Raw genomic sequence first — 23,094 nt, 5'->3', positions numbered from 1 at the left:
TGCCGCCTGGATTCAAGTTGCTATTGTTATTCAATAACAATGTCTTTAGCTATAAGCACCAGGTCCGTCAGATCGATCTTGCCGTCACCATTGATGTCTGCACGTTTCGCCTTATCCCAATCTGGGTCTGCAGAAGTCTTTCCGTAGTTAGCAGCGACAATAGCCAGATCGCCGATGCTGACTTTGCCATCACCATTCAAATCTTTAGTAGGTTCTGGAACTGTTGATGTTGTAAACTCCACCTGAGCCGAGGAGTTAACTGCGCTTGTTTCCTGTCCTTCGTTATCCCCAAGCGTTGCACGCTTTACAGCCATACGTCCGGTTTGGGGTTCTGTTAGATCCTTAGCCTTAAAGGTAAGCTTAGCAACATCAACATTCCCTTTAATCGCACTCTCGGAGCCTTGGCTAGCTAGAATCAGACGTACAGTGCCTTCTGTATTTTTCGTCTCAAGGATACCCACGCCGTCCACCAGCGAATTAGCGGATACATAATCCATTAGCGAAGCGTCGAATTCAATCGTGATATCTTGGGCGTACACCGCCTTTGTAACATTGTGGAGACCTAACGTTATGTTGAAATTCTGACCATAAGGAACGCTTTTCGGAGCAGCTAAACTTGTTGCCACTTCACCTGGAACCTCCCTAGCCACTGTAATCTTACTCACCGCTTTATGTCCTCCGGATACGGTAGTTGCAGTAATATCAGCGGTTCCTGCCTTTAACGCAGTCACGACAGCTTTCCCGCCTTGAACTTGAACGGTCGCAATAGCTTCATCACTGCTGTTCCAGGTCACCTGTTTATTCGTTGCATTCCCCGGTTGAAGTGAAGCACTCAGCGTTTGTGTTTCTCCGGCCTTCATCGAAATTTCAGCTTTATCCAGCTTGATACCGGTTACCGGAACTTCAGGAACGTTATTGCTGTACATAAAATTATCAAACACGGTAACTGAAGGACCGAATACTCTAGCCCCCATTTTCCCAGCGTCTGTTGGGATCTGTGCAATAGCATCATCAAAATAAGTCGTTCCATTGATAATCATCGCTACATGTTTCCCTTCAAACTTCACTTTTACGGTCGATGTTGTGCCTTTTTTCAATTTGGCGGCCTGAGCATTGGTCAATAAACCATAGGAATCCTGAGCGTTCACCCAGTACCAAGCACCTTGATCAAAGCCTATAGAAGCCCAAGCATCATTATTGACATAGCGCAAAATAACACCCGTTCGTATAACATCACTCTGCGGCGTAATCTTAAACTCGATCTCACCATCTCCAATGCTCGGAGATTGCTGATCGATAAACAGATTATTTACACTGTTGGAGGTGAACTTAACGGCATGCTCACCCGCTTGATCAGGTGCTTCTACAAGCTCCATACGTCCGACACCTTTACCGATGACATGCTCCCAGCCTTCGAGCGAGTTATTCTCAAAGCTCGCTGAATATCTCACAGGCGCTGGAACTTCTACAGGATCCTCTGGGTTAGGAGCGTAGACTTCAAATTCATACATGGAGTAACCATAGGTTCCCACTCGCTTCGTACCTAACATTCGGACATATCTCGCTTGTTCAGTTGGGAATTTGACAATCTCTACTCCGCCAACGCCAGCGTTAGTCGTGTAAACGTCCCGCCAGTTCTCCGCATTATCGGATACTTGAACTTTATAGCCTTTGGCATAAGCACTTTCCCATTTGAAAATAACCTTGCTAATGTCAGTACTTTGGCCTAAATCAACATAGATCCACTCGTTGTCGGTATATTTAGAGGACCAGCGAGAAGCACCCGTATCGATCTCATCCACAGTAAGACTAGCTGGGAATTGAGGTACTTCGACGGAAGAAGCTACTGCTGTTTTGTGCGCAGCTAAATTGATGGTCCAAGCGGGTGATCCTGCTTCCTCCGCAATTTCTTTCCCTGACAGCACTCGATTGAATATCTTGAATTCGTCGAGTAGTCCAGTAAATGCTTTGGATGAACTGCCGATCATAGCCGCAGGTAGCATTGTCGTTACAGCAACAGAGCCTTTTAGATCCCCATCAATATACAGGGAGGTTCCATTTAGATCTCCTCTGAAGGCAACATGTACCCACCTACCCACTGGGATCGCTGCATTAAAGCTGTAATCATAGCCCTCTCGGGTGAATCCGGCATTTGGTGTCCCTTTCTGCTTCAGCTTAATTGCACCATATTCGGATTCCATCAGTATCTTCTCATCCGCTTCTTGTTGATCATCAAGCTTAACCCATGTGGAGACCGTCCAAGGGAAGCCCTTTATTCGCAGCGGTGTTTGAACATGATCTGAAGTCCCTGCAAACCGTACGCCTTTTCCTGTTTTTCCATCATCCACGCGAGTAACGCCAGCTCCTAAGGTAGCATCATAGGCATTTCCGGACTGATCAGAGACCGTCTGCGCGCCTTCTTCAAATGGATAATGAACAACAAGATCAGTGGCCGTATTCACTTCATGTAATAAATTCGTTCCAGGACCTTCGCCTAGCTTCGTTGACAACTGCTGGAACTCGGTGAATGTGCTGTCTGTGGACTGGCCTCTCCACATTTTTTCCGCAAGGACAGGCATCGCTTTCTTTACACGATCATGGACATCCGCTTCACTAACCTTCTTGCCCATCATATCGTTCCAAGTCCCGAACATCGCACCGAGCAGGTTCTGCTCACCTTCCTGCAGCTTCGTATTTCCACCAAAGTTCGTTGGGTCCCAGTTATTAAACAACCACTGAGAATCCAGATAATCATGGTAATATCCAGCCTTCGGTACAATGTAGAGCGTGGAATCCACCGTATTGATAATTTTGAATCCATCTCTCACCGAGGCTACCGGATCTTGCCAACCGTTATTCCAGGCGTTTACGGCTATATCCTTATCTACTACCGTGGTACCTGGGAATGCATTCAAGCTGCCCCACATTCTTGATTTCTTTCCCTTGCTCTTTAAGTGTTCGTTCATCGTGTTCAAAAACTCGCGATACTTCTCAAACGTAGTCCGATCATTAGGTGCGAATTCATCGCCTCCAAAATGAACCGTTTCTGAATCAAACCATTCCCCATCTAAATATTCGTCCCATACATCCTTGATGAAATCGACCGTTTCCTGACGTGTAATATCCAGATGATCGACAGGCAAATTATCCTTAACCAGATCCGGTCTAACCTTTGTAAAGGAAAGAGCATGGCTGGGGGTATCAATTTCCGGCGTAATGTTAAGCCCCCGAATGTTGGCAATGTCCTGCAATTCACGCATATCCTGTTTGGTGTAGTGTCCATCCTTTGCTGTTAATTCCGGGTACTTGGTACTTTCTAAACGGAATGCGGTATATTTGTTCCAATGCTCCCTGCTGTTATCCTTAAAAATCTCGTTATCGTTCAGATGGAGCTGGAAATCATTCATTTTATAATAGGACATAAATTTGGCATAATCCTTCAGGAAGTCTATCGTGAAAAACTTGCGTCCTACATCAAGCATAAAACCGCGTTCTCCATACTTAGGAAAATCCTTCGCTACCCCTTTTACAATGCTGGTCTTCTCAGGATCTTGCTCCAAAATTTGTAGTGCCGTTCTTGTTCCATAGAACACACCGGTCTCGGTGTTTGCATGTATTTCCACATAATCTCCTACTTCAAAGTAGTAGCCTTCCTTGCCAATCGATCCATCAGCTGTCTTATCGAGCATAAGCAGGAAGTCACCTTTAGAAGCAGACTTATTTTGAACAATCGGTAAATCGTATCCGGTTAATTCCTTAAGATCCTCTTGAAAGACCTCTGCGGTATTTGGTAGTTGGCATAAACATTCACTTGTAGGAATTACGATTCTGGAATTGGCTGTTATCTTAAAAGAACCACTACCACCAGTCCACTCTTGTAAACTAGGTATCACTTTTGGTTTAGCGTTCTCTGCTTCAGCTGCTGCTGCAAATTGTAATGGAGTAGAGTAAAGTACTAGACAAAAAACTGTAAGGGCGTACACCCATTTTTTCATCTGTCATCCTCCTACTAGTCAAATCATCTATTTTGAAAAAAACCAGGTACATCATGTTTAGTTACTCACACATGTACCTGGCCTATGATCTTGATTACTCTACAATTTTGCGAGCGATAATAACCAAATCTTCCAAACCGACTTTGCCGTCACCGTTAATATCTGCTTTCTTCGCTTTCTCCCAATCTGGGCTTGCTGTAGTCTTACCATACTGCGCTGCAACCATTGCCAGATCACCAATCGTTATTTTTCCGTCACCGTTGATGTCGCCTTGCGTTCCTTTCTTACCAATCTCTACATTTACGGAAGAGATCGCTGCCGAAATTTCTTTGCCCTGATCATCTGAAATGATTGCACTCTTAACGGCGATTGCCCCATTCACCGTTTGGTTAACTTCCTTCGCTTTAAAGGTTAATTCGAGGACATCTGCACGGTTACTAATTCCATTGGCCACACCTTCACTTGCTACAATAAAGCGAAGTTTACCTGGGGTGCTGTTGATTGAATCAATAACGCTTACCCCACTAATTAACGAACGCGCCTCAACGAATTCCATAACATCCGCGGCATACTCTAGGGCGATGTCCTGCGCAAAAATCTTATCAGACAGATTCCGAAGTCCATATTGAACTTTGAACACTTCTCCTGGCTGAACTTGACTTGGCGCTGTCAAAGTAGAGGAAGATTTTAACTCACCATCTGTTTCTGTTACGATGACACGGCTGGTCGCAGAGAAGCCCCCATCCATTGTCGTTGCCGTAATTACGGTTTCGCCTACCTTCAATCCCTTAACTAGAGCATGACCTTCTTGCTGTTCAACGGTTGCTACAGCCTCATCACTGCTGCTCCAGAGTACTTTTTTATTCGAAGCATTCAGAGGCTCTATTACAGCATTCAATTCGCCTGTGCTGCCTACTTTAATCTCTAGCCGTTCTTTATCCATAGCAACGCCTGTGACTTTTACTGCCTCTGCCTCATCCTCCGTCTTGAACACGTTGAGTTCGGCAGCAGAGGCAAAGGTACCCACGCCTTCTATAGCTTCAAGTCTCAAATGTGTTGCTTCTACAGCTGTAAAGCGAACAATTTTTGTGGTCTGATCGAGTGGCCATGATCCATCTGCAATTTTTGTGAAATTCGTTCCGTCAACGCTCGTGTATAGGTTATAGCTTGTAATCGTTCCATTGGTTCCTGTGACTCTAGGTGAATAATTGAATTGATTAATGTTATATTTGCCTCCGAGATCCAGAGTAATGGATTCCGGTAAGTGTGCCGGGCTCCATTTCGTATGCCAGATTGTAGACATATCTCCATCGAGTGCAAGACTTGCTTCACCTCCAGGCTGGAAGCTACTGGCCGTTGCAGTCATTTGCGATTGTGGGATTTGCGTGTTAGGCATATACACATTAATGGTCGAGGTTGCACTTTTTTTACTTCCATCCTTAGCGGTAGCAGTAATGACCGCCGTACCGGCTTGAAGTGCAGTAACTTTTCCGGCTTGATCCACGGATACAATTTCCGGGTGGTCAGAAGTCCAGAGAAGTGTCCGGTCGTGGGCATTTGCTGGTTTAACTAGAGCGCTAATGGAACTAGACTCTCCTTTGTTCAGATCCATCTTATTGGGCGTTAGTGTAATAGTCGAGACAAGTACACCTTCCTCCGGAACGATCGCACCCTCATCATCGACGCGAATGTTATCGACCACCAGCGTACCGGTTAACTCCTTCTGGCTGTTCAGCTTGTTTTTGATAATAGCCAGATAGGCATCTTTCACCCCTTCGGTTGTAAAAGACAGATCCAGCGTACTGCGTCCTTCTTTCAAATTCTCACTAACCAGATCACGAACTACCCCATTCTCCTTCACTCGAATAGCCACTGTGTACATATCCGTCTCATCCGAGTTGTAGTCCATCGTCAGATGGTAGCGGTTATCCTCCTTCATTCGGAGCGTGTGAGGCAATGTACGCAGCCATTCACCTGTTGCTTCTTCATTCGTTTTAAGCGACCAATTACCATCCAGAACATAATTCATGATCTGGTTATCACCTTTTTCAACTAAATGCGTACGAACTGGACCTATTTTAGAATAAACAAAGGGGCCCCAACCCTCATCAACGTTCTCGAAATCCTCGAATAATACAGAATTACCAACGTCGGTTTTGGTTGGATTCTCCCATACTCTTACATCATCAAAGGTTACCGTCGAATTTCCATCTTCTACCTTCATATAGAGATTGGCCGTCTCACTAACCGCATCAAAGGTAACCTTAATCCGTTGGAAATTCGTGCTCACATATTTGTGCTGCTGAGCTAGAAAGCCATGCTCCGTGTTATCCAGCGTATTTACAACCTTGTCAGCCCCTTGCTTCACACCGATTTCCACGGTGCGTTTCCCATCCACTTTCACCCATACCGATGCAGAATACGTTTTGCCAGGTGTAAGACCGGTAATCTCCTGCTGAATTACTGCATCACCAGGACCCTTCACTTGAAGCTGGTCATCAGCGTTACTGTTCTTCACGAATTTAATGTGATCATCGCTTGCAGCTGTGGAGGATTTCTTCCAGCTGCCGAACGTTTGGCTATCAAAACCCGGATCCTTAACCGAACTCCCTTCGCCCCATACCATTTCCGGCTCTTCAACAGCTGTTGTCTTATACAGGGCATAACCAATCCCCGGCTGCGCTGTAAGTGTGACTTTACCTCCAGTTACTTCTACACTGCCAACATGCTCACGTCCCAAATCTGTCAGCTTATATAACTGTGCAGTCGTTACGTTGCTCCATGATTCTGGAAGACTCCAAGTCGTTTGACCACCTGCTGGATTCCAGTGATAGATTTTATCTTCTGTCTCAGGGCTCCATGGAATAAAGACCGTACTGTCACTGATGTTGCTGCTATCTGTCATGATAGCGATTTCACGACCATCCTTGCTTAAATGGATCTTACCATCCTGCTTACGTTCAACTACAACCTTCTCTTCAAAGTCGATGCGGTTATCGGTCATCTTGATGATCGGGAAATGCTGCATATATTTTGTTGGTAGATTGTGATTGAAGAATGCCGCACTAGTTGATTGATAGCTGTAGAATGGAGCACTGTTCTGCCAATAACCCACGCCTACCTGCTTATTCCCTTTCAGTAAAGGGGTTGTTAAGAAGCCATCCAGCGATTGATTCCGTAGGAAACGGGTAACCTTGCTGTCGTCACCTTGGTTCGGGTACCCCGGATCTGTTCCCCAGTGAACCCAAGCTGCCTGCTCAAACAGAGGTCCTGCAAATTCTGTACCGAGCATCCAGCCGTTACCATTGATATAATCTGCGAGTTTCTTCGCATTGTAATCGGCACCATCATATACATCTACATATACAAAGGAAAGGTTGTCACCTGTATCGCTTTTCAGCATATCCAGACGTCTTTTTAATTCGCCGGATTCCACGTCTTTGGTTTTGTTTACATAGAATGTCTGATCCAGCCAGCCCCAGCCTTTACTCAATGGCTGATTCATATTTTCCATTTTGGTGCCGAAAGCATCCAGCGCGTATTCTGTTGCGTTAATGTGTACACCGCCACGGATATTGTATTTCTTGCCTTCACTCAAAACATAATTAAAATCCTTCGCTCCACCCTGACGAATACCGATATGACCGCCGTAATCTGGGTGAGAGTCATCGTGACCTTCCGCTTGATATCCTTTGAATAAAATCAGTTGTCCAAAGCCATCCGTGAGATTAGAAATTTTCTTCGCATTATCAAAAGCACGCAAGAACGGAGAAGTTGTAGTAGATCCAATGTTCATACTGATATAGGAGATATTGTCCCTTATCATTTCACTGCCCGTTGGAGCATCCGTATTCTGACGATATACAATGGCTCCATCTTGCCAGTCAACAACTTTGTCTCCATTCGCATCTGGAGTCAGTACAACCTTAGCCCAAGGCAGTGGCTCAGGATCAAGCACAGTACTTCCACGATAAACCCATGATCCTCCTGATAACGCTGCTTTCTTCGTATGGAGTGCTGTATCATCGCCTACCTTAATACGTACCTTATCAAAACCATTTACTACATTGGTGATTACACTCGCAGCTAAGACGTCGGAGTTAACGAATGCATATGCACGACCCCCACTCACGTCTGCTACTCCCGTCTTAAGATCGTTAAATTCGTCCTGTACAATGTTCCAGCCCCCAGTTATCCGTACAGCCGTTTCCTGCGCTGTAGGCTGGGTTCCAATTACAGAGACAAGGTCATGATCAGGGAATTCGATCGTTTTTACTTTTTCAGTACCATTCTCTTCAATGCTGGCCACTTTGAACTGAAGAATGTTATCCTGAACCTCCATCTCAACTTTGAGGTTCACTTTAATTTCTGGAATCTGAAGCGTGTAGGCTGCAGTCTCACCATGAGTGGCATCTGCTGCTTTTTTACTAAAATCAGAAGCGACAACGAAATAGGACTTCTCATTGATTTTTATTTCATTAAATCCATTTAATTGTCCATACATTTCCGCGCCGCTATCTAACCATGTGTATTGTTTAACCCGTGGGAACTCTTTATCGATTTCAACCTTCATCGTATCCGAGCTTAAAGTTTCTGTAATCGTAATCGGTCTCGGTACTGGATCAGTGGATACAATTGGAGTTACCTTCACATCGTCAATCCATAGGGTCTTGTTATTAAACCAGCTGCGAAGTCCAATCTTCCCTGCACTTGTCGATAATGAGGGAAGACTCGTCGTAAGCACGTTATTGCCATCGATCGATAAAGTTACGCTACCTTTCTCATATCGTAATTTAAGGGTATACTGTTGGTCAGCAGCAAAGGTAAAACTAGGAGCCGTAATATTTCCATACGATTCCGTCCCTCCTTTCATTGCATCCCAGCCCCAAGAACCCGCATCATATTGAATAACATTGTAGTTATTGCTATCGACGAATCGGTAGACCAGTCCAAATCGTGTAGCAGGCTGACTAAATTTTAACTTCACTTCATATTCAGCATTGGCAACCTGAGGAGAATCTTGGTCTGCTAAAATAACAACCCCTTGTGTAACCGCCTTAACAGCACCTTGATCCGCCGAAAAAGTAGTGGTCCCCTTAGCTGCAGCCCATCCGCTGATGTTGCCATCATTGTAATCTCTGAAATACACGTCCGATTCTTGAGCCGCGAATACGGCTGCCGATGGCAAGCCAAGCTGTACCCCTAGCAACAACGTCAATAACAAGCTAAACGCTTTGTAAGGTTTTCTCATCTCTACGACCTCTTTTCACTTAAATATAAGTAGAATGAACATTATCAATTCATATATCTCCTTTAAATGTATGTTTTTTACATCAAAAGGACATAATGAGCCCTCCTTCCATAAGAAGGTACGTCATTATTTGTTTTTTTGTATTACTTGGAATTTAACAATCGCTTGATAACAACGGCTGACTCGGCTCTTGTGGCAGATTCTTTGGGTGCAAAAGTAGTCTGAGTTCTACCTTTCATTAATCCTGATTTCAAGGCAAACCCCACCGACGCTTTAGCCCATGGGCTTATTTTACTATCATCTTTAAACGCAGTAGTGGAATCTGAGGCCATACTATCGACCTTTACGCCGGAAGCATAAGCTTTCGCACGCATCAGCATCGTCGTCATTTCCTCACGGGTAATGCTTTTTTCCGGGGCAAACTTCGTCTTCGACAAACCACTAATAATTCCGGCTGCATAAGCTTTCTTTACCGTATCTTCGTACCAAACCCCTGATTTCACATCCGTAAACGGATTACTTCCAGAACCTTCTGTAAGATCTAATGCCCTGGCTATAAGAGCTGCGAATTGTGCGCGAGTGATGTTATTATTAGGGGCAAAGCTGTCGGCATCCATGCCTTCAACAATTCCTTTAGTGACCATTTCCATGATATCTTGCTTCGCCCAATGTGAGACGATATCGCTGAAAATCTTGGTGAATGTTGAGGATTGATTCGGGGTGAATTCCTGATCTTTCAGATTACGATCAAGAACTTTTAATGCGGTCCATTTTACTGCAGTTGTACCAGCCCTTTTAGCTTTAAAGGTAATCGTGGCAATGTCCAAATTACCCTTTTCACCATTCACATTACCAATCTTAGTATGGGCTATCGTAATTTCATTGTTTTTAACGATCGGAGATACTGAAAAGCCTTTGATCTTCGTTTCTGCTTTTACAATCTCAAGCACTTTCGGGTCAAAATTAAATTTAGCTTCATATGCATATAAGTCTTGAATATCTTTCCCCTTTAATGTAACGGTGAACGTAGAATTAGCAGATTCAGTAGCTGATGTCTGCATCTCGAAATCAGAGACTTTTTCAGCATGGACTGTACTCAACCACATGGAAGAACATAACGTACAGATTAGTGCGAATGTGAACCGTTTGCGTCTCATAAGAACATCCCTTCACCCGTGAATTTTTACTCCCCCCTATCATATGGATTTTGAAAACGGATACACATGATTTATTTTGTTCAAAATTGATTATTTTTGTTATTCTTTCTCTCTGCGATAAGCTAAGGGGCTAATTCCTGTGATTTTTTTGAAAATACGACTGAAATGTTCTGGATTAACGTACCCTACTTGCTCAGAAACCTCATATATTTTCATTCCGCTCTCCAGCGCCTTTTTAGCCTTCTCGATTCGCAGATTCGTCAGAAACTGAATGAAATTAACACCTATTTCTTTAGAAAATTGTTTACTTAAATAGCTCTCGCTTACACCGACAATCTGACTAATATTCGATAAATGCACATCTTCGTTAAAGTTTTTCTCTAATAGCTCTTTCGTTTTAGCAACAACAGGGCTGAGAAAGCATTCCTTAGGTTGGTCTTTCGGATGCAGCTTTTGATGCAGATGTTCCAAGAACAGTCGGCACCAATGCACCGTATTCTCCCAGGTTTCCTGCTTATATATATGATCCGTGATGGGATAAGGCAGCTTATCATGAAGCTTTTCCCAAGAAACGCCTTTTTGATAAATTAATGCGCTTGCCTCCCAGGTCATATCGACTACATCTGATTTGATAAGCTCAGGTGAACAAGGGTAGCGCTGAATCAACAAGCTACAGCATTGTTCATATACCTCCTGCCATTTCGTTGAATCCGGATCACTTAATGACTTCAGCATTTCGGTTCTACCCAAGTACCACGCTTCTTTCCAATCACTTTCTTTAATAGATGGATGCCTTTCAGCTTCCGGATAATATAATCGATTGTACCCTTGGTAAAAGCTCAAACCTGCTAATCGTTCAGCTTGGCGGAATAAACGGTTCCACTGGTGAAGACCATCTACAATGTCACTGATGCCCATAGATAGCTTCAAATTAATGAATTGCTTTAATCTCATGCTCACTTCAGACAAGATAATGTCTGTCAATCTACGAACGGCAATAATGCTGCATTGCTCTGGAAAAGAGAAGAACAAAACATAATGTCTGTCATCATATCTGCATACTTTGCAGATCCCTTCACTTCTACTTCGATTCGTTACCGTTCGTATCGTCTGCATAATCATACGGTGTGAATCTTCAAATTGAACGGTATCCGATAGTCGAATAAGCGCAACCTCCAGATTTTTCTCCCCCATATGCTTTCGAACAAGCTCTAACGAAGGCGCTAATTCATCATCCGTCACTTCTAAGGAATCTGTTAGGCAGAGCCGGTGCAGAACAGAACAGATCGATGCTTCTGCGTCCTCTAAGGTTGATACTGACCTTGAGGAGCTCTGACGTCGCTTCAATTCATCCACGGTTTTAGTCAGAACCGGTGCAATATAAGTTTCATCTAACTTGGCTTTAACAATGTAATCAAAGGCGCCGAGCACAAAGGAATCTCTTACAAAAGAATAATCTCCGTATGCGCTGAGCATGATGGTTAGCGGTTGATTCGAAAAAGTAGTGTTATTCAGTGCTTCGAGAAGCTCTACTCCATTCATATTTGGCATTTGAATATCCGCCAGAACTAGATCCACATCCTGATGGATTTTCAGCATGCTTAAGGCCTCCTTGCCATCTCCTGCTTCCCCTGCAATCTCAAAATCAGTCGAAGCAATGGATATATATTCCCGAAGGGCTAACCTAGCTAATGGTTCATCATCAACAATGAGAGCTTTAAATTTCATCATAAATCCCTCCATAATTGATCTATAGGATTACTTCAAAGCTTCAACCGCTATCTCCCAATCATCATTCAATTTCCCTTGAATATCGGACACCTCAGCCCCTGAAAAAATTTCTTGTGCAGCCTTCTTTTCATCAAACTGTATAGCATTTTTTACTTTTTCAAACTTCTCATCAATCCCAAGGTACATAAACGGCTCAAAGGGGTGCTTCTCTTGAACATTGTTGAAGAATGGCAGGAATGATTCGATATTGTTCACTGTCGATGAATTTTGCGAATAATTAATATACACTTGGTAAACTTCCCGGCTAAATACCCATTCCAAGAATGCTTTAACTTCTTCCGTATTCTTTGAATTTTTATTGATGGCCATATATTGATCCGGCATAGTGATTGCCTGCAAACGCTCTGATGTTGTCTCTCTCCAGGGCAAGGTGAAAGCATCTAAATCTATATCATCTTTCATTTTGGATAAATGATCTCTAAGGTACCACTGGCCGAGTGCAAGCATGGCCGCTTCATTATTTTGAAACAGCTGCGTTGCCTGATCCACACCAATGTTGAGTGCATCGGGCCCTGCTAGTTCATTCTCTGCTATTTTCTTAATCATCACTGCTGCCTTCTCGAAGGGAGAACCTTTTCCGAAAGGGCGTTTCGTCTGCGCGATTGAAGATAAATAATTCTCATCCTTGGACAGTAGAGGCGGCCCAAACTCAGTGAAAGGATAGAACGTCCAATTCTCTTTCCCGCCAATCGCAATCGGAATATATTTACCATGCGCTTTGATCTTCATCATCACATCCATAAATTCATCTATCGTTTGCGGAATCTCTACGCCGACCTCTTGAAAGATACTTGGATGGTAATAGACATATTCTGAGAATGAAACAAGTGGTAAACCAAGAATGGAATGATCTAATCTAGCGGGATATTTATTATTTTTTGCTGCGGTTAATCCATCCAGTGGAAGAAGTACTGCTTTGTAAGTAATTAGGTCATCTGGCTTCAGGTAAAAAATATCTGGCAAATCATTGGCTGCTAAACGAACCTTTAAATACTGACCGCTATTATCAGGAATTGTCTCTACTTCAACTGTTACATTCGGCTTAATTTTAGAGTAGTCTCTTACTTTTTCCGTCCAAAATTTGATGTCTGTCTTCGCTTCCCACATGCCGAATTTTATTTTAATCGGTTGATCCTGATTCACCTTTCCCTGTTGTTGCTCTATTGCCCCTCCTTTGGGACTGAACTTACTTAAAGAGAAGAAGCCACCTATAAAAATAAGAGAGATGATCCCTATTAAGGACACACGGAGTATTATTTTCACTTCTATTAATCACAGCCTTCGAAAAAAGTTTATAAGCAATAAAGAATTCGCTTACAATATTGAACACCATCATACCTCCTCTGAAGTCACACATGAATGATGTTTTCCCTCTGGACTATGATCTTTTATGCTCCTCCGAAACATTTTGCTTCATCCTCCCTCCCCTAGCATTTGATCCTGTATCTCCTCTTCCGGTGTGTCGATTAACGGTAGCCTTATCGTTACTATAGTTCCCTGAGGTATATTCTTCTCGTACTTTAAACCGTATCGCGCCCCGTAATGCAGCTGAATTCGCTTATTAACATTACTGTTTCCCATACCACTGAAAGAATGCTGACGGCGTATACCATTGCTGTCAGATTCCTGAGCGACAATATCTAACATGCCTACACCATTATCGGCTATCGTTATAAGCAGATCTTCCGCTTGTTTTCTCACTATGATCTCGATGATACCAGGATAGTCAACATTCTTTAGACCATGAATAATGCTGTTTTCTAGAATAGGTTGTAATAGCAATTTCAATATATAATATCCGGCTAGATCCTCATCTACTTCCCATCTCGTTTGGATCGGTCTACCGAAACGAATCTCCATGATATATAAATAATGCTTTAGATGATCTATTTCCTCATCAATCGTAGTCAGGATTCCACCTCGATTAAAAGAGGAAGCCAGAAGACGAGTTAGCGCATGAGTCATATTCCGTATGTTATCTGCTTTACTGATTAAAGCCATGAACTTGATTGAATTGAGCGTATTTATTAAAAAGTGTGGATTGATCTGCGACTGAAGTGCTGCAAACTCTGCCTTCCGCTTCTCCACTTCTTGCCTTTCGTGGTGGTAGAGCAGATCCTGAATACGCTCCGTCATGTGATTAAAAGAATGCCCAAGCTTAATTAGCTCCAGGCTACCAGTTCTCATAAATTTTGCGTTTAAATCACCTTCGGTAACCAGATCCATTTGCCGGAGAAGCTCATTTAACGGCTTAGTAACATTAGATACAAAGTAAAATGAAACTAGAATAAACGCTAAAATAATCATCAATGCAAACACCCAGACGATATAATTCACACTAAGGTAATTGGCTGTTAGATCAGCATATGGAATAGACTGTACAAGCCACCATCCGGTCTGATCAATCTTGGCATAGGTTATCAAATTTCTATCATCACCATTAACATCCACAACGTACCCTTTTTCCTGCGGCCCGCGATTTGCGAACCAGTGCATTTGGAATTCTCCCCCTCTAGAGGCAAGGGTATTGGATGAGATAATTTGACCTTCTTCTGTGATGATGAAAAGGCTGGATTCCGTATTATCACGCGACTGCAAAATATGATCAAAGGCACTACTCTCAAATGTAAAAAGAATCATTTCTAGCTGGGATAAAGGATTGATTACACTTGGAGATAGGGCAGCAACCATATTGTAAGGATTGTAATTACCATATAAAATATTGGGCATCATTCCTAGAAAATGAACGCTATCGGGATTATTCAGCACTTGCTCATACCACGTTTTCTGGCGAAAATAAGAATCATCCAAATTCAAGTTCTTTAAGTACGAATAAGATTCATGGTCTTTGAATAGGAAGTTCACCGACAATACTCGTCCTGAGATGGATGCCGTGTACTTCTCTATTAAGACCTTTAGCTCATAGTAAGCCTGCTGTTTCTCGACTCCACTCTTACGATTAATTTCATAAAGCTTTGCCATCACATCCCTGTCCATACCGATAGAAGCAAAGAGACCCGTCAACCTCCTAATTTCCTGACTAACGGAATAGGAGATCGCTTGAGCCGTTTGCTGAGATCGTGATGTATTTTGCTGAAGAATATCTCGCTTATAAATATTTAGAATAATGATGGAGAATAAGATGATCGGCAGAATGACTACAAGTATAAAAAAAAGCCTTAATGTGCTAGACATCCGCCAATTTCTTCTCATAAGTTCCCTCCCCTTTAAAAGATAACTTATAAACGTTCACTTCTACCTCACCATGAATATTGAACAACATATTCCCTTAAATTTGTTCTACTTCCTGCAAGGCGACAAAAGTACCCAGAATGTTACACATTCAAATTTACTCCACACTTAAATCCGAGTTTATTTTCGTCTTTCGACAATGCTTACGAGCTGATTCAAAATGAAAAAGAGCTGACACTATTGTAGAAAGATCTACTTTAGGATCAGCTCCCTTTGTTATTTAGTTATCTGATGTATTACTAATCGCGTATCATTCCATAATTTATTCTCCATTTCCTTATCTCCACCTGGATGAATGGGCACTATTGGATTGCCTGTTCCAACATTAAAATATCCCCCCGTGGTCTCCTGATATTTTGGATCGATCATTAAACGAATAATGATATCAGCTCCCTTACGTGGATTCCCAATATGAAGAAATTTCAATACTCGTTCAAGCATAGGTGCAAACCATAACTCACGCCCCAAACCCGTTACATTAAAACCAGGATTTAATGCGTGAACAATAACTCCGGTCCCTTTGAATTGGCGAGCAAGTTCAGCGGTAAACATGATATTAAGCAGCTTAGTTTTTCCATAGATCTCTGACGAACCTCTAGCCGAAAAATCAGATGTATTTATCAAATCCTCAGGAAGCTTAAGTTCTCCATGATTGCGTGAAGCTTCAGAAGCTACATTTATAATTCTTGCACTTCCCGCTGCCTTCAAAGAAAGCTGTAAAGTATGAGTCAATATCCATGGGGCAAAATAGTTCACGGCCATCATTTCTGATATGCCTTCAGAAGTGATCCGCTGTTCAAACGCATGAAGTCCTGCGTTATTTAATAACACGTCTATCTTCGGATATGCGTCAGATATTTCTTGCCCCAAACGACTGACATCCTTCATTAAGGATAAGTCACCGTAGAAAAAATTTATTTCGGCAGCAGGTACGCTCTCTTTAATCATTTTCTGAGTAGCTTCTGCGCGACTTTCACTCCTAGCAGTCAGAACAAGATGAGCACCACGTTTTGCCATTTCAATGGCAACGAGTTGTCCCAAACCACTTGTAGCTCCAGTAATTACAATAATCGGTTTTGTCGTCATCTTCATTCTCCTTTATATAGGAATAAAACAGCTGCAAGTTCATTTTGACAGGATGTTATTGAAAACATATAATTGATATATGTCAACTATATTCAAGTGATTGACATATGTCAACTAATTAAAAGTATAAAATTATTGAATAATAATCTACGTTAGGTGGTCAAACCAATGAATGTCGAACGTAAAGATACGTTAAGAGGACAACTCGAGCTAAAGCTCGGTGAACAAATTAATGCGCTTATTAGCGCCTCACATGCACTGAATGTCAGAACTGCCGCTGCTTTCGATTCTTCTATACAACCTGCTGCTTTCCATATCGTCCGTTGGCTGTATTCCTATGGTCCAACAAGTGCCTCTAGTTTGGCGGAAGCAACAGCTATGGATCGTAGTTCGATCAGTCGTCTTCTCAAACAGCTTGAGAATTTAGGATATGTTAGAAGGGAAGACTCTCCTAAGGATCGTCGAGCTATCCTTCTTACGCTCACAGAGCTTGGACGACAACAAACCTTTGCTGCGCTCCAGGATAAGGAATTTGTATTTTATGAACGCATAGCACAATGGGATAATCAGCAGCTTGAAACCTTTATCGAAATGCTTAAGGAATTTAACGGATTTTAGCTTTGCTATGTATGAATGCAATTTTCATTTGCATAAAATAATTTAATTTGATAGTATAACTGACGAACGTTCGTTAATATCGAGGTGGATTTTTTTGAAAAGTAAAGAAATTAAAGACATCGCTTTGAAATGTTTCACAACTCATGGGTATGAGGGAGCCTCTCTATCGCAAATTGCAGAGCAGGTTGGGATGAAAAAACAATCTCTTTATGCTCATTTCAAAGGGAAAGATGATCTTTTTCTACAAGTTCTACAAGATGCCAAAGAGACAGAAATCTCATCGAAGCTACAATATTTGAGTAAAGTCGGTACCCAAAATCCTAAAACAGATTTATTAGGCTATCTGCAATTGGTCATTGATATGTTTCAAAAGAACGAGCAGTTAAAGTTTTGGCTGCGTATCTCTTTTTTTCCACCGCCCCATCTTGCTACAGCGATTGATGAAGAAGTTATCGACACGGAGAAAAAGATTCAACCCGTACTTGAAAGCAAATTCCAAGCTTGGATCGATGCCAAAGTCATTCGGGAAGATGCAGCCTCCATACCTACTCTTGCCTTCTTAGGTGTAGTAGATTCGATCATGCTAGAGCTTGTGTATGGTAATAATGAAATCCGTTTAAATGAAAAACTGAATGCCTCATGGACCGTATTTTGGAGAGGTATTTCACAGCTTTGATTCTACAAAGAGAGGTATTACTTCATGAAGAAACCATTGAAAGAACAAAAAACAGTCTTACTCATTCTGCTAAGTAATATATTCATTGTTTTTCTAGGCGTTGGGCTGATCGTCCCTGTTATGCCATCCTTTATGAACATTATGCATTTGTCAGGTAAAACGATGGGGTATCTTGTAGCAGCATTTGCGTTCGCGCAATTACTCATGTCTCCTCTGGCTGGGCGATGGATTGACACTTACGGCAGAAAAAAAATGATCGTTATCGGCCTAGTGCTCTTCAGTGCATCGGAATTAATCTTTGGTTTAGGCACACATGTATCCGTTCTTTATATCGCCAGAATTCTTGGAGGGATTGCTGGTGCATTCATTATGCCTGCCGTCACTGCCTATGTTGCGGACATCACCTCAGTAGAGGAAAGACCTAAGGCAATGGGTTATGTTTCTGCCGCCATTAGTATTGGTTTTATTATTGGCCCAGGAATTGGAGGATTTATTACTGAACTAGGTATACGTGCTCCATTCTATTTTGCTGCTGGCTTCGCCTTAATCACTTGTATTTCGTCGATATTTATTCTGAAAGAGCCACTATCCAAAGAGCAGCTTTTGGAAATCAGTAAACTTAAAAAAGACACCAACTTTATCACTGATCTGAAACGATCGTTTCACCCAGTATATATTATTGCCTTTATAATAGTTTTTGTGCTTGCCTTTGGTTTATCGGCATATGAAACTGTGTTTAGCCTGTTTTCTGATCATAAATTTGGCTTCACTCCACGGGATATTGCAACCATCATTACAATAAGCTCAATCTTCGGGGTGGTTGTGCAGGTCTTTTTATTCGGTAAAATGGTAGATAAGCTCGGTGAAAAAAAGCTCATTCAACTCTGCTTAATTGCTGGCGTAGCCTTAGCTGTAGCCTCCACCATGATCAATAACTATTTAACTGTTCTGCTAGTAACCTGCTTCATCTTTCTCGCGTTTGACCTGCTCCGTCCAGCATTAACGACCTATTTATCAAAAACTGCTGAAAAAGAGCAAGGTTTTGTCGCTGGAATGAACTCAACCTATACTAGCCTTGGTAATATCATCGGACCTGCATTAGGCGGAGTATTATTTGATGTAAACATCAACTATCCATATCTCTTTGCGGCTGTCATTATGTTTATTGGTCTTGTAATTACGATGGTATGGAAAGAAAAACAAGCTACTAATGGCTTGGTAAACTAAGGTAAGGAACAACTGCGAATAGTAAGATTTACAAAATAAAAACAGCTCGCCCTCTATGGGGACACGAGCTGCTCAGGCTGTCGAGAATGACTCGACAGCTTTCTTTATGTCTAATCTTTTACTGTCTTCACCACGTATTTTATCCTCGTTCCCCCTGCTTGTATATTAAATATATAAAAAAACGGAGCCCCTAACCATCACTTCATGACCAGTACCATTGTTTTCAATTTGCTTGAGAATAATTCTTCAACCTAGAATGGATTGATCACATGGTAAAAGACGTTAGGCGACGCCATGCGGTAATAATAGCTGCACCAGCCTGCACCTTTGTCTGTAAAGCGGTTCGTCGTGCTATACAGCAATCGTTCCTGCTCCAGCTCTTCGATCCTCTCGAGCTTTCCGTCTACATATTCTAACAGCCTCATGCTCGCTGTATCCAGCCGGCTTACGACGCCGCCGTAACGAATATCGAGCACCTCCCAGCCGAACGGTTTGAACATCGATAGCCATTGCTTCCGATGTGCGGCGCGAAGCTGTTGTACACGCAGCGAGATTTCGGGCAAAACGTCCTCAGCAATCCGCCTAAGCAATGCCTTGTCTCCACTGTCATATGCCCGCTTCAGCTCAAGACCGATTTCACTCTTCTGCTTCAGCACCGCACACAGCTTTTGCGGCACCTCGAACAAGTAATCTAGCTCTGCCTCGGCTTTTCTGCGGCTAGCAATTTCACCTTCCGTCCATGCATAATGAGCCGCCATATCTAGCCCATCAATCTGTTTGTCGAACAGCCCCAGCAGTACATCCTGATACAACAGAAACTTAGACGGATTGCTCTGCTTCTGATTATTTGGTGCAGCTCCCGGTGTCTCGTCCAAATACTTCAGCCCCATGTAAGCGTCCGCCTCGATGCCGGTGCAGAACCGAACGCGCTCGGCCAGCACCTTGTCAGTGGGCGTCGACGAAGAATAAGCATGCTCCGCATAAAACTGCAAGCCGAGCAAAGCGATGTACGGATTGCTCTCCATTCCGTCGTCACCCCACATCGTCGCATAAACTTCCCGGATGCCTTCCTTCTTGCATACCGTCAGCGCAGCATCCGTCGCCGGCAAGGACAGCCCGTAATTGACGCCGAACGTATTGAATACCCACACCGCACCCGCAAAAATGAGATTATTGCCGAGCGGCCGGTGTTTGGCGATCAATGTTTCGTAGTCCTTCTCCTCGACGTGGTTATAGTCCCAGTAAACCATATCTATGTCCTTAGGAATGCGGCTCGACATGTCCTCTGATATTTGCGTCTCATGGCCATAATAATCTTCACCGTTAGCTGAAGCCAGCTTCAAGAACATATCGCTCCACATCATCGGTTTCAACCCTAAGCGTCGAGTTACTGCGAGCACCCGCTCCAGATGACCTGTCATAATATCAAAACGGCTCATATGTCCATTGCGATCCAAAAATTTGCCGCGTCCAAGCTCTTCCGCTTCATCCATGCCGATGTGGATTTTCCGGCTGCGGAACGGTGCGCTAATGCTGACAATCATATTTTCGACCAGATGATCGGTCTTCTCCGCTCCAACGAGCAACGCGCCTTTTGTATCTTTATATTCCTTTACCGGCTCCCATTTCAGAAACTCCTCCAAATGAGCCAGTGTCTGAATGCTCGGGAACGCTTCAATGCCGAATTGATCGGCGTAATCGTCGATTTCCTTCAACTCCGCCGCCGAGTAGCGGCCGCGCATATAGCCGAAATAAGGCTCGCCTTCTATCTCGTAAGTGTCTTCCAAATAGAGCATGACGCTATTCAAGCCCATCAGTGCCATTTTGCGCAGCATAAACTTGAAGCTTTCAACGGTTAGCACTCCATTGCGGGATAAATCAAACATCGGCCCGATCGCATCGAATTGTTGTTGCTCTGTAATTTGAAATTGCTCTCCGCCACTAATCTTCTGAATCAATAGTCCCAAGCCGCGAAAAAATTGATGTTTAGCGCCATAACGAATATAAGCGCTTTTACCATCATAACCCACTTCCAGTTCTCCTGAAGACGGTTCTATCAAAACAGGAATTCCATCCTCCGACCATTCTGTCTTAAGTTCGGCAAGCAGCAACTGAAGTCCTGATTGAAGCTCGCTCAATTCTCCTATAAAATGTAACTTCACTATCAATCCCTCCACAAAAATGAAATATATATAAAATTACACCAAAAACTCGATCAAGGGTGTTAACCTTTGACCGAGCCTGCTACCATGCCTTTCATAATTTGCTCTTGGAAGATCAAAAAGATGAGAATGGTTGGTATTGCAGCAATAAACATCGCACCCATCGTTAAGCTGTAGTCCGTTCCGAATCCATCGGAGAAGAGCGACAAGCTGAGGGGCAGCGTCTTCAACGCTTGAGAATTAATAAAGACGAGCGCGAAGGAGAAATCATTCCAAAACCTCAAAAATGCAAGAATTGTAATCGTAGCGACGATCGGCAGGGACAATGGGAAAATGATGCGTCCGAAGATTCCCCACCAGCCGTTGCCGTCGATCATCGCCGCTTCCTCTACTTCTCTCGGAATGGATACGATGTAGGACATTCCAAGGAAGATCGCAATTGGTAATTCAAATGCCGTATACGGTAGGATGAGTGACCAGTACGTATTCAGCATCCCGAGCTTGTTCATGAAAATAAACAATGGAACGAGTGTGCTATGAATTGGAATGAGCATGCCGAGCAAGAACAATCCTTTTACAACGCCACGCAACTTGAATGGGAACCGGGCAAGCACATAAGCTGCAAGCATGCCGAGCCCAATGGTCAGCAGCAGTGCTGAGAGGGTAACAATTGTGGAGTTGAGCACCGCCCGGCCCATATTTCCGAGATCCCATGCCCGGGTTATATTGTTGAACTGCCAATGCTGCGGCCAGGAATAGGGACGATTGAAAAATTCCTGATTTGACTTGAATGCACTTATTCCTAACCAGTATAGCGGATACAATGTAATTATGGCATAAAATAACAGGATGATTTTCGCAATTCCGGAAATCGGCTTACGCCACAGCGAGCCTCTCATCTTCTCCGACCGAGCGTCTATCATTGCTTGCATAGCGATTCACTCCTTCATCGGCCGGGCTAACATTAGCCGACCGCCCATTAGCCGCGTCTCTTCGTGATGATATGATTTAGGCCAATGAGCACGGCGCTAATCAGAATAATCATTGTGGATACCGCAGAGCCGTAGCCGTAACGGTATACCGTAAAGGTGTTATTGTACATATATGTGGCAAGCAGTTCTGTCGATTGTGCAGGACCGCCGCGCGTCATGACGATAACATGGTCGAATGCCTTCAAACTTCCAGATATGCACAGTACGATGGTTACAACAACTGTTCCCCAAATCATCGGGAGCGTCACGAAAAATAGCTTTCTCCAGGCTACCGCCCCGTCGATCTTCGCAGCATCTTCAATTTCTGAAGAGATATTTTGGAGTGCAGCGATGAAAATGATCAGATACGGGCCGATATTCGCCCAGTTAATCGGGATCGATACGGCAAACATATTGATTTTAGGATCGTCTAGCCAAGGTCGGCGCCAAGATTCCAGTCCCAGCGTCTCCAATAATTGATTCAGCAAACCGATTTGCGGGTGATAAATATAGCCCCAGATGAGACCGACGACGACTGTAGACAGCACCATCGGGAGAAATACGGCGGAGCGCATCAACCGATTGAACATCGTGTTCTTGAGCAAGAACAATGAAAGCAGCAATGCGACCGATACTTGACCTATTACTGCCGAGACAACAAGGATCAGGTTGTTTTTCAGTGCTCTCCAGAATACTGGATCCTCTAGTATCATTCGATAATTATCCAACCCGATAAGCTTAGCAGCACCGAGTCCCTTCCACTCAAAGAACCCGTAGTAAGCTGACCAAAAAATCGGGACGATCGCAAAGATGATAAAGATGAGTAGTGCAGGAAGCAGCGCCATGATGACGAAGCTTCTGCTGCGCAATGATGCAGGCATGGCGACAGCCTCCTTTACGTACTTTTG

General features: G+C 43.3%; 13 protein-coding genes. 3 read left to right on the top strand and 10 right to left on the bottom strand.

Annotation, left to right across the window (positions count from 1 at the left end; all coding sequences use genetic code 11):
- Positions 1-26 precede the first annotated feature (26 nt).
- The 7 genes from QNH28_RS09235 to QNH28_RS09205 form a co-directional block, all read right to left on the bottom strand.
- Complete coding sequence (locus tag QNH28_RS09235; RefSeq protein ID WP_283911093.1) at positions 27-3,995, bottom strand: family 20 glycosylhydrolase; 3,969 nt, start codon at positions 3,993-3,995, stop codon at positions 27-29.
- Positions 3,996-4,089: 94 nt separating this feature from the next.
- Positions 4,090-9,246, bottom strand: coding sequence for an endo-alpha-N-acetylgalactosaminidase family protein (locus QNH28_RS09230; RefSeq protein WP_283911092.1), 5,157 nt, complete (start codon positions 9,244-9,246; stop codon positions 4,090-4,092).
- Positions 9,247-9,389: 143 nt separating this feature from the next.
- A complete protein-coding gene (locus QNH28_RS09225) occupies positions 9,390-10,403 on the bottom strand; it encodes an S-layer homology domain-containing protein (protein ID WP_052404220.1) in 1,014 nt (337 codons plus the stop codon).
- Positions 10,404-10,502: 99 nt separating this feature from the next.
- Complete coding sequence (locus QNH28_RS09220) at positions 10,503-12,134, bottom strand: response regulator transcription factor (RefSeq protein ID WP_283911091.1); 1,632 nt, start codon at positions 12,132-12,134, stop codon at positions 10,503-10,505.
- Between the two features lie 27 nt (positions 12,135-12,161).
- Complete coding sequence (locus QNH28_RS09215; protein ID WP_283911090.1) at positions 12,162-13,337, bottom strand: ABC transporter substrate-binding protein; 1,176 nt, start codon at positions 13,335-13,337, stop codon at positions 12,162-12,164.
- Between the two features lie 270 nt (positions 13,338-13,607).
- Complete coding sequence (locus QNH28_RS09210; RefSeq protein WP_283911089.1) at positions 13,608-15,407, bottom strand: cache domain-containing sensor histidine kinase; 1,800 nt, start codon at positions 15,405-15,407, stop codon at positions 13,608-13,610.
- Between the two features lie 255 nt (positions 15,408-15,662).
- Positions 15,663-16,532 carry an SDR family NAD(P)-dependent oxidoreductase gene (locus QNH28_RS09205; protein WP_283911088.1) on the bottom strand — a complete coding sequence of 290 codons (870 nt, stop codon included), beginning with the start codon at positions 16,530-16,532 and terminating at the stop codon, positions 15,663-15,665.
- A gap of 168 nt (positions 16,533-16,700) precedes the next feature.
- Between QNH28_RS09205 and QNH28_RS09200 the strand changes: the two genes are divergently transcribed.
- The 3 genes from QNH28_RS09200 to QNH28_RS09190 all read left to right on the top strand — a co-directional run bounded on the left by QNH28_RS09200 (position 16,701) and on the right by QNH28_RS09190 (position 19,053).
- Positions 16,701-17,150: a MarR family winged helix-turn-helix transcriptional regulator gene (locus tag QNH28_RS09200; protein ID WP_283911087.1), complete on the top strand. Its 450-nt coding sequence runs from the start codon at positions 16,701-16,703 to the stop codon at positions 17,148-17,150.
- 94 nt (positions 17,151-17,244) lie between these two features.
- The gene (locus QNH28_RS09195) at positions 17,245-17,826 is read left to right on the top strand and encodes a TetR/AcrR family transcriptional regulator (protein WP_283911086.1); all 582 of its coding nucleotides are present in this window, start codon (positions 17,245-17,247) and stop codon (positions 17,824-17,826) included.
- A gap of 24 nt (positions 17,827-17,850) precedes the next feature.
- Positions 17,851-19,053, top strand: coding sequence for an MFS transporter (locus QNH28_RS09190; protein ID WP_283911085.1), 1,203 nt, complete (start codon positions 17,851-17,853; stop codon positions 19,051-19,053).
- A 251-nt stretch (positions 19,054-19,304) separates the two neighbouring features.
- Here QNH28_RS09190 and QNH28_RS09185 read toward each other — a convergent pair whose 3' ends face one another.
- The 3 genes from QNH28_RS09185 to QNH28_RS09175 all read right to left on the bottom strand — a co-directional run bounded on the left by QNH28_RS09185 (position 19,305) and on the right by QNH28_RS09175 (position 23,067).
- Positions 19,305-21,215, bottom strand: coding sequence for a beta-N-acetylhexosaminidase (locus QNH28_RS09185; protein WP_283911084.1), 1,911 nt, complete (start codon positions 21,213-21,215; stop codon positions 19,305-19,307).
- A 62-nt stretch (positions 21,216-21,277) separates the two neighbouring features.
- Positions 21,278-22,138 carry a carbohydrate ABC transporter permease gene (locus QNH28_RS09180; RefSeq protein ID WP_481858383.1) on the bottom strand — a complete coding sequence of 287 codons (861 nt, stop codon included), beginning with the start codon at positions 22,136-22,138 and terminating at the stop codon, positions 21,278-21,280.
- A gap of 56 nt (positions 22,139-22,194) precedes the next feature.
- Positions 22,195-23,067, bottom strand: coding sequence for a carbohydrate ABC transporter permease (locus QNH28_RS09175; RefSeq protein ID WP_149644697.1), 873 nt, complete (start codon positions 23,065-23,067; stop codon positions 22,195-22,197).
- Positions 23,068-23,094 lie beyond the last annotated feature (27 nt).

The organism is Paenibacillus sp. G2S3 (assembly GCF_030123105.1).
GTDB lineage: Bacteria > Bacillota > Bacilli > Paenibacillales > Paenibacillaceae > Paenibacillus_AQ.
This window is presented reverse-complemented; position numbering and strand designations above follow the sequence as displayed.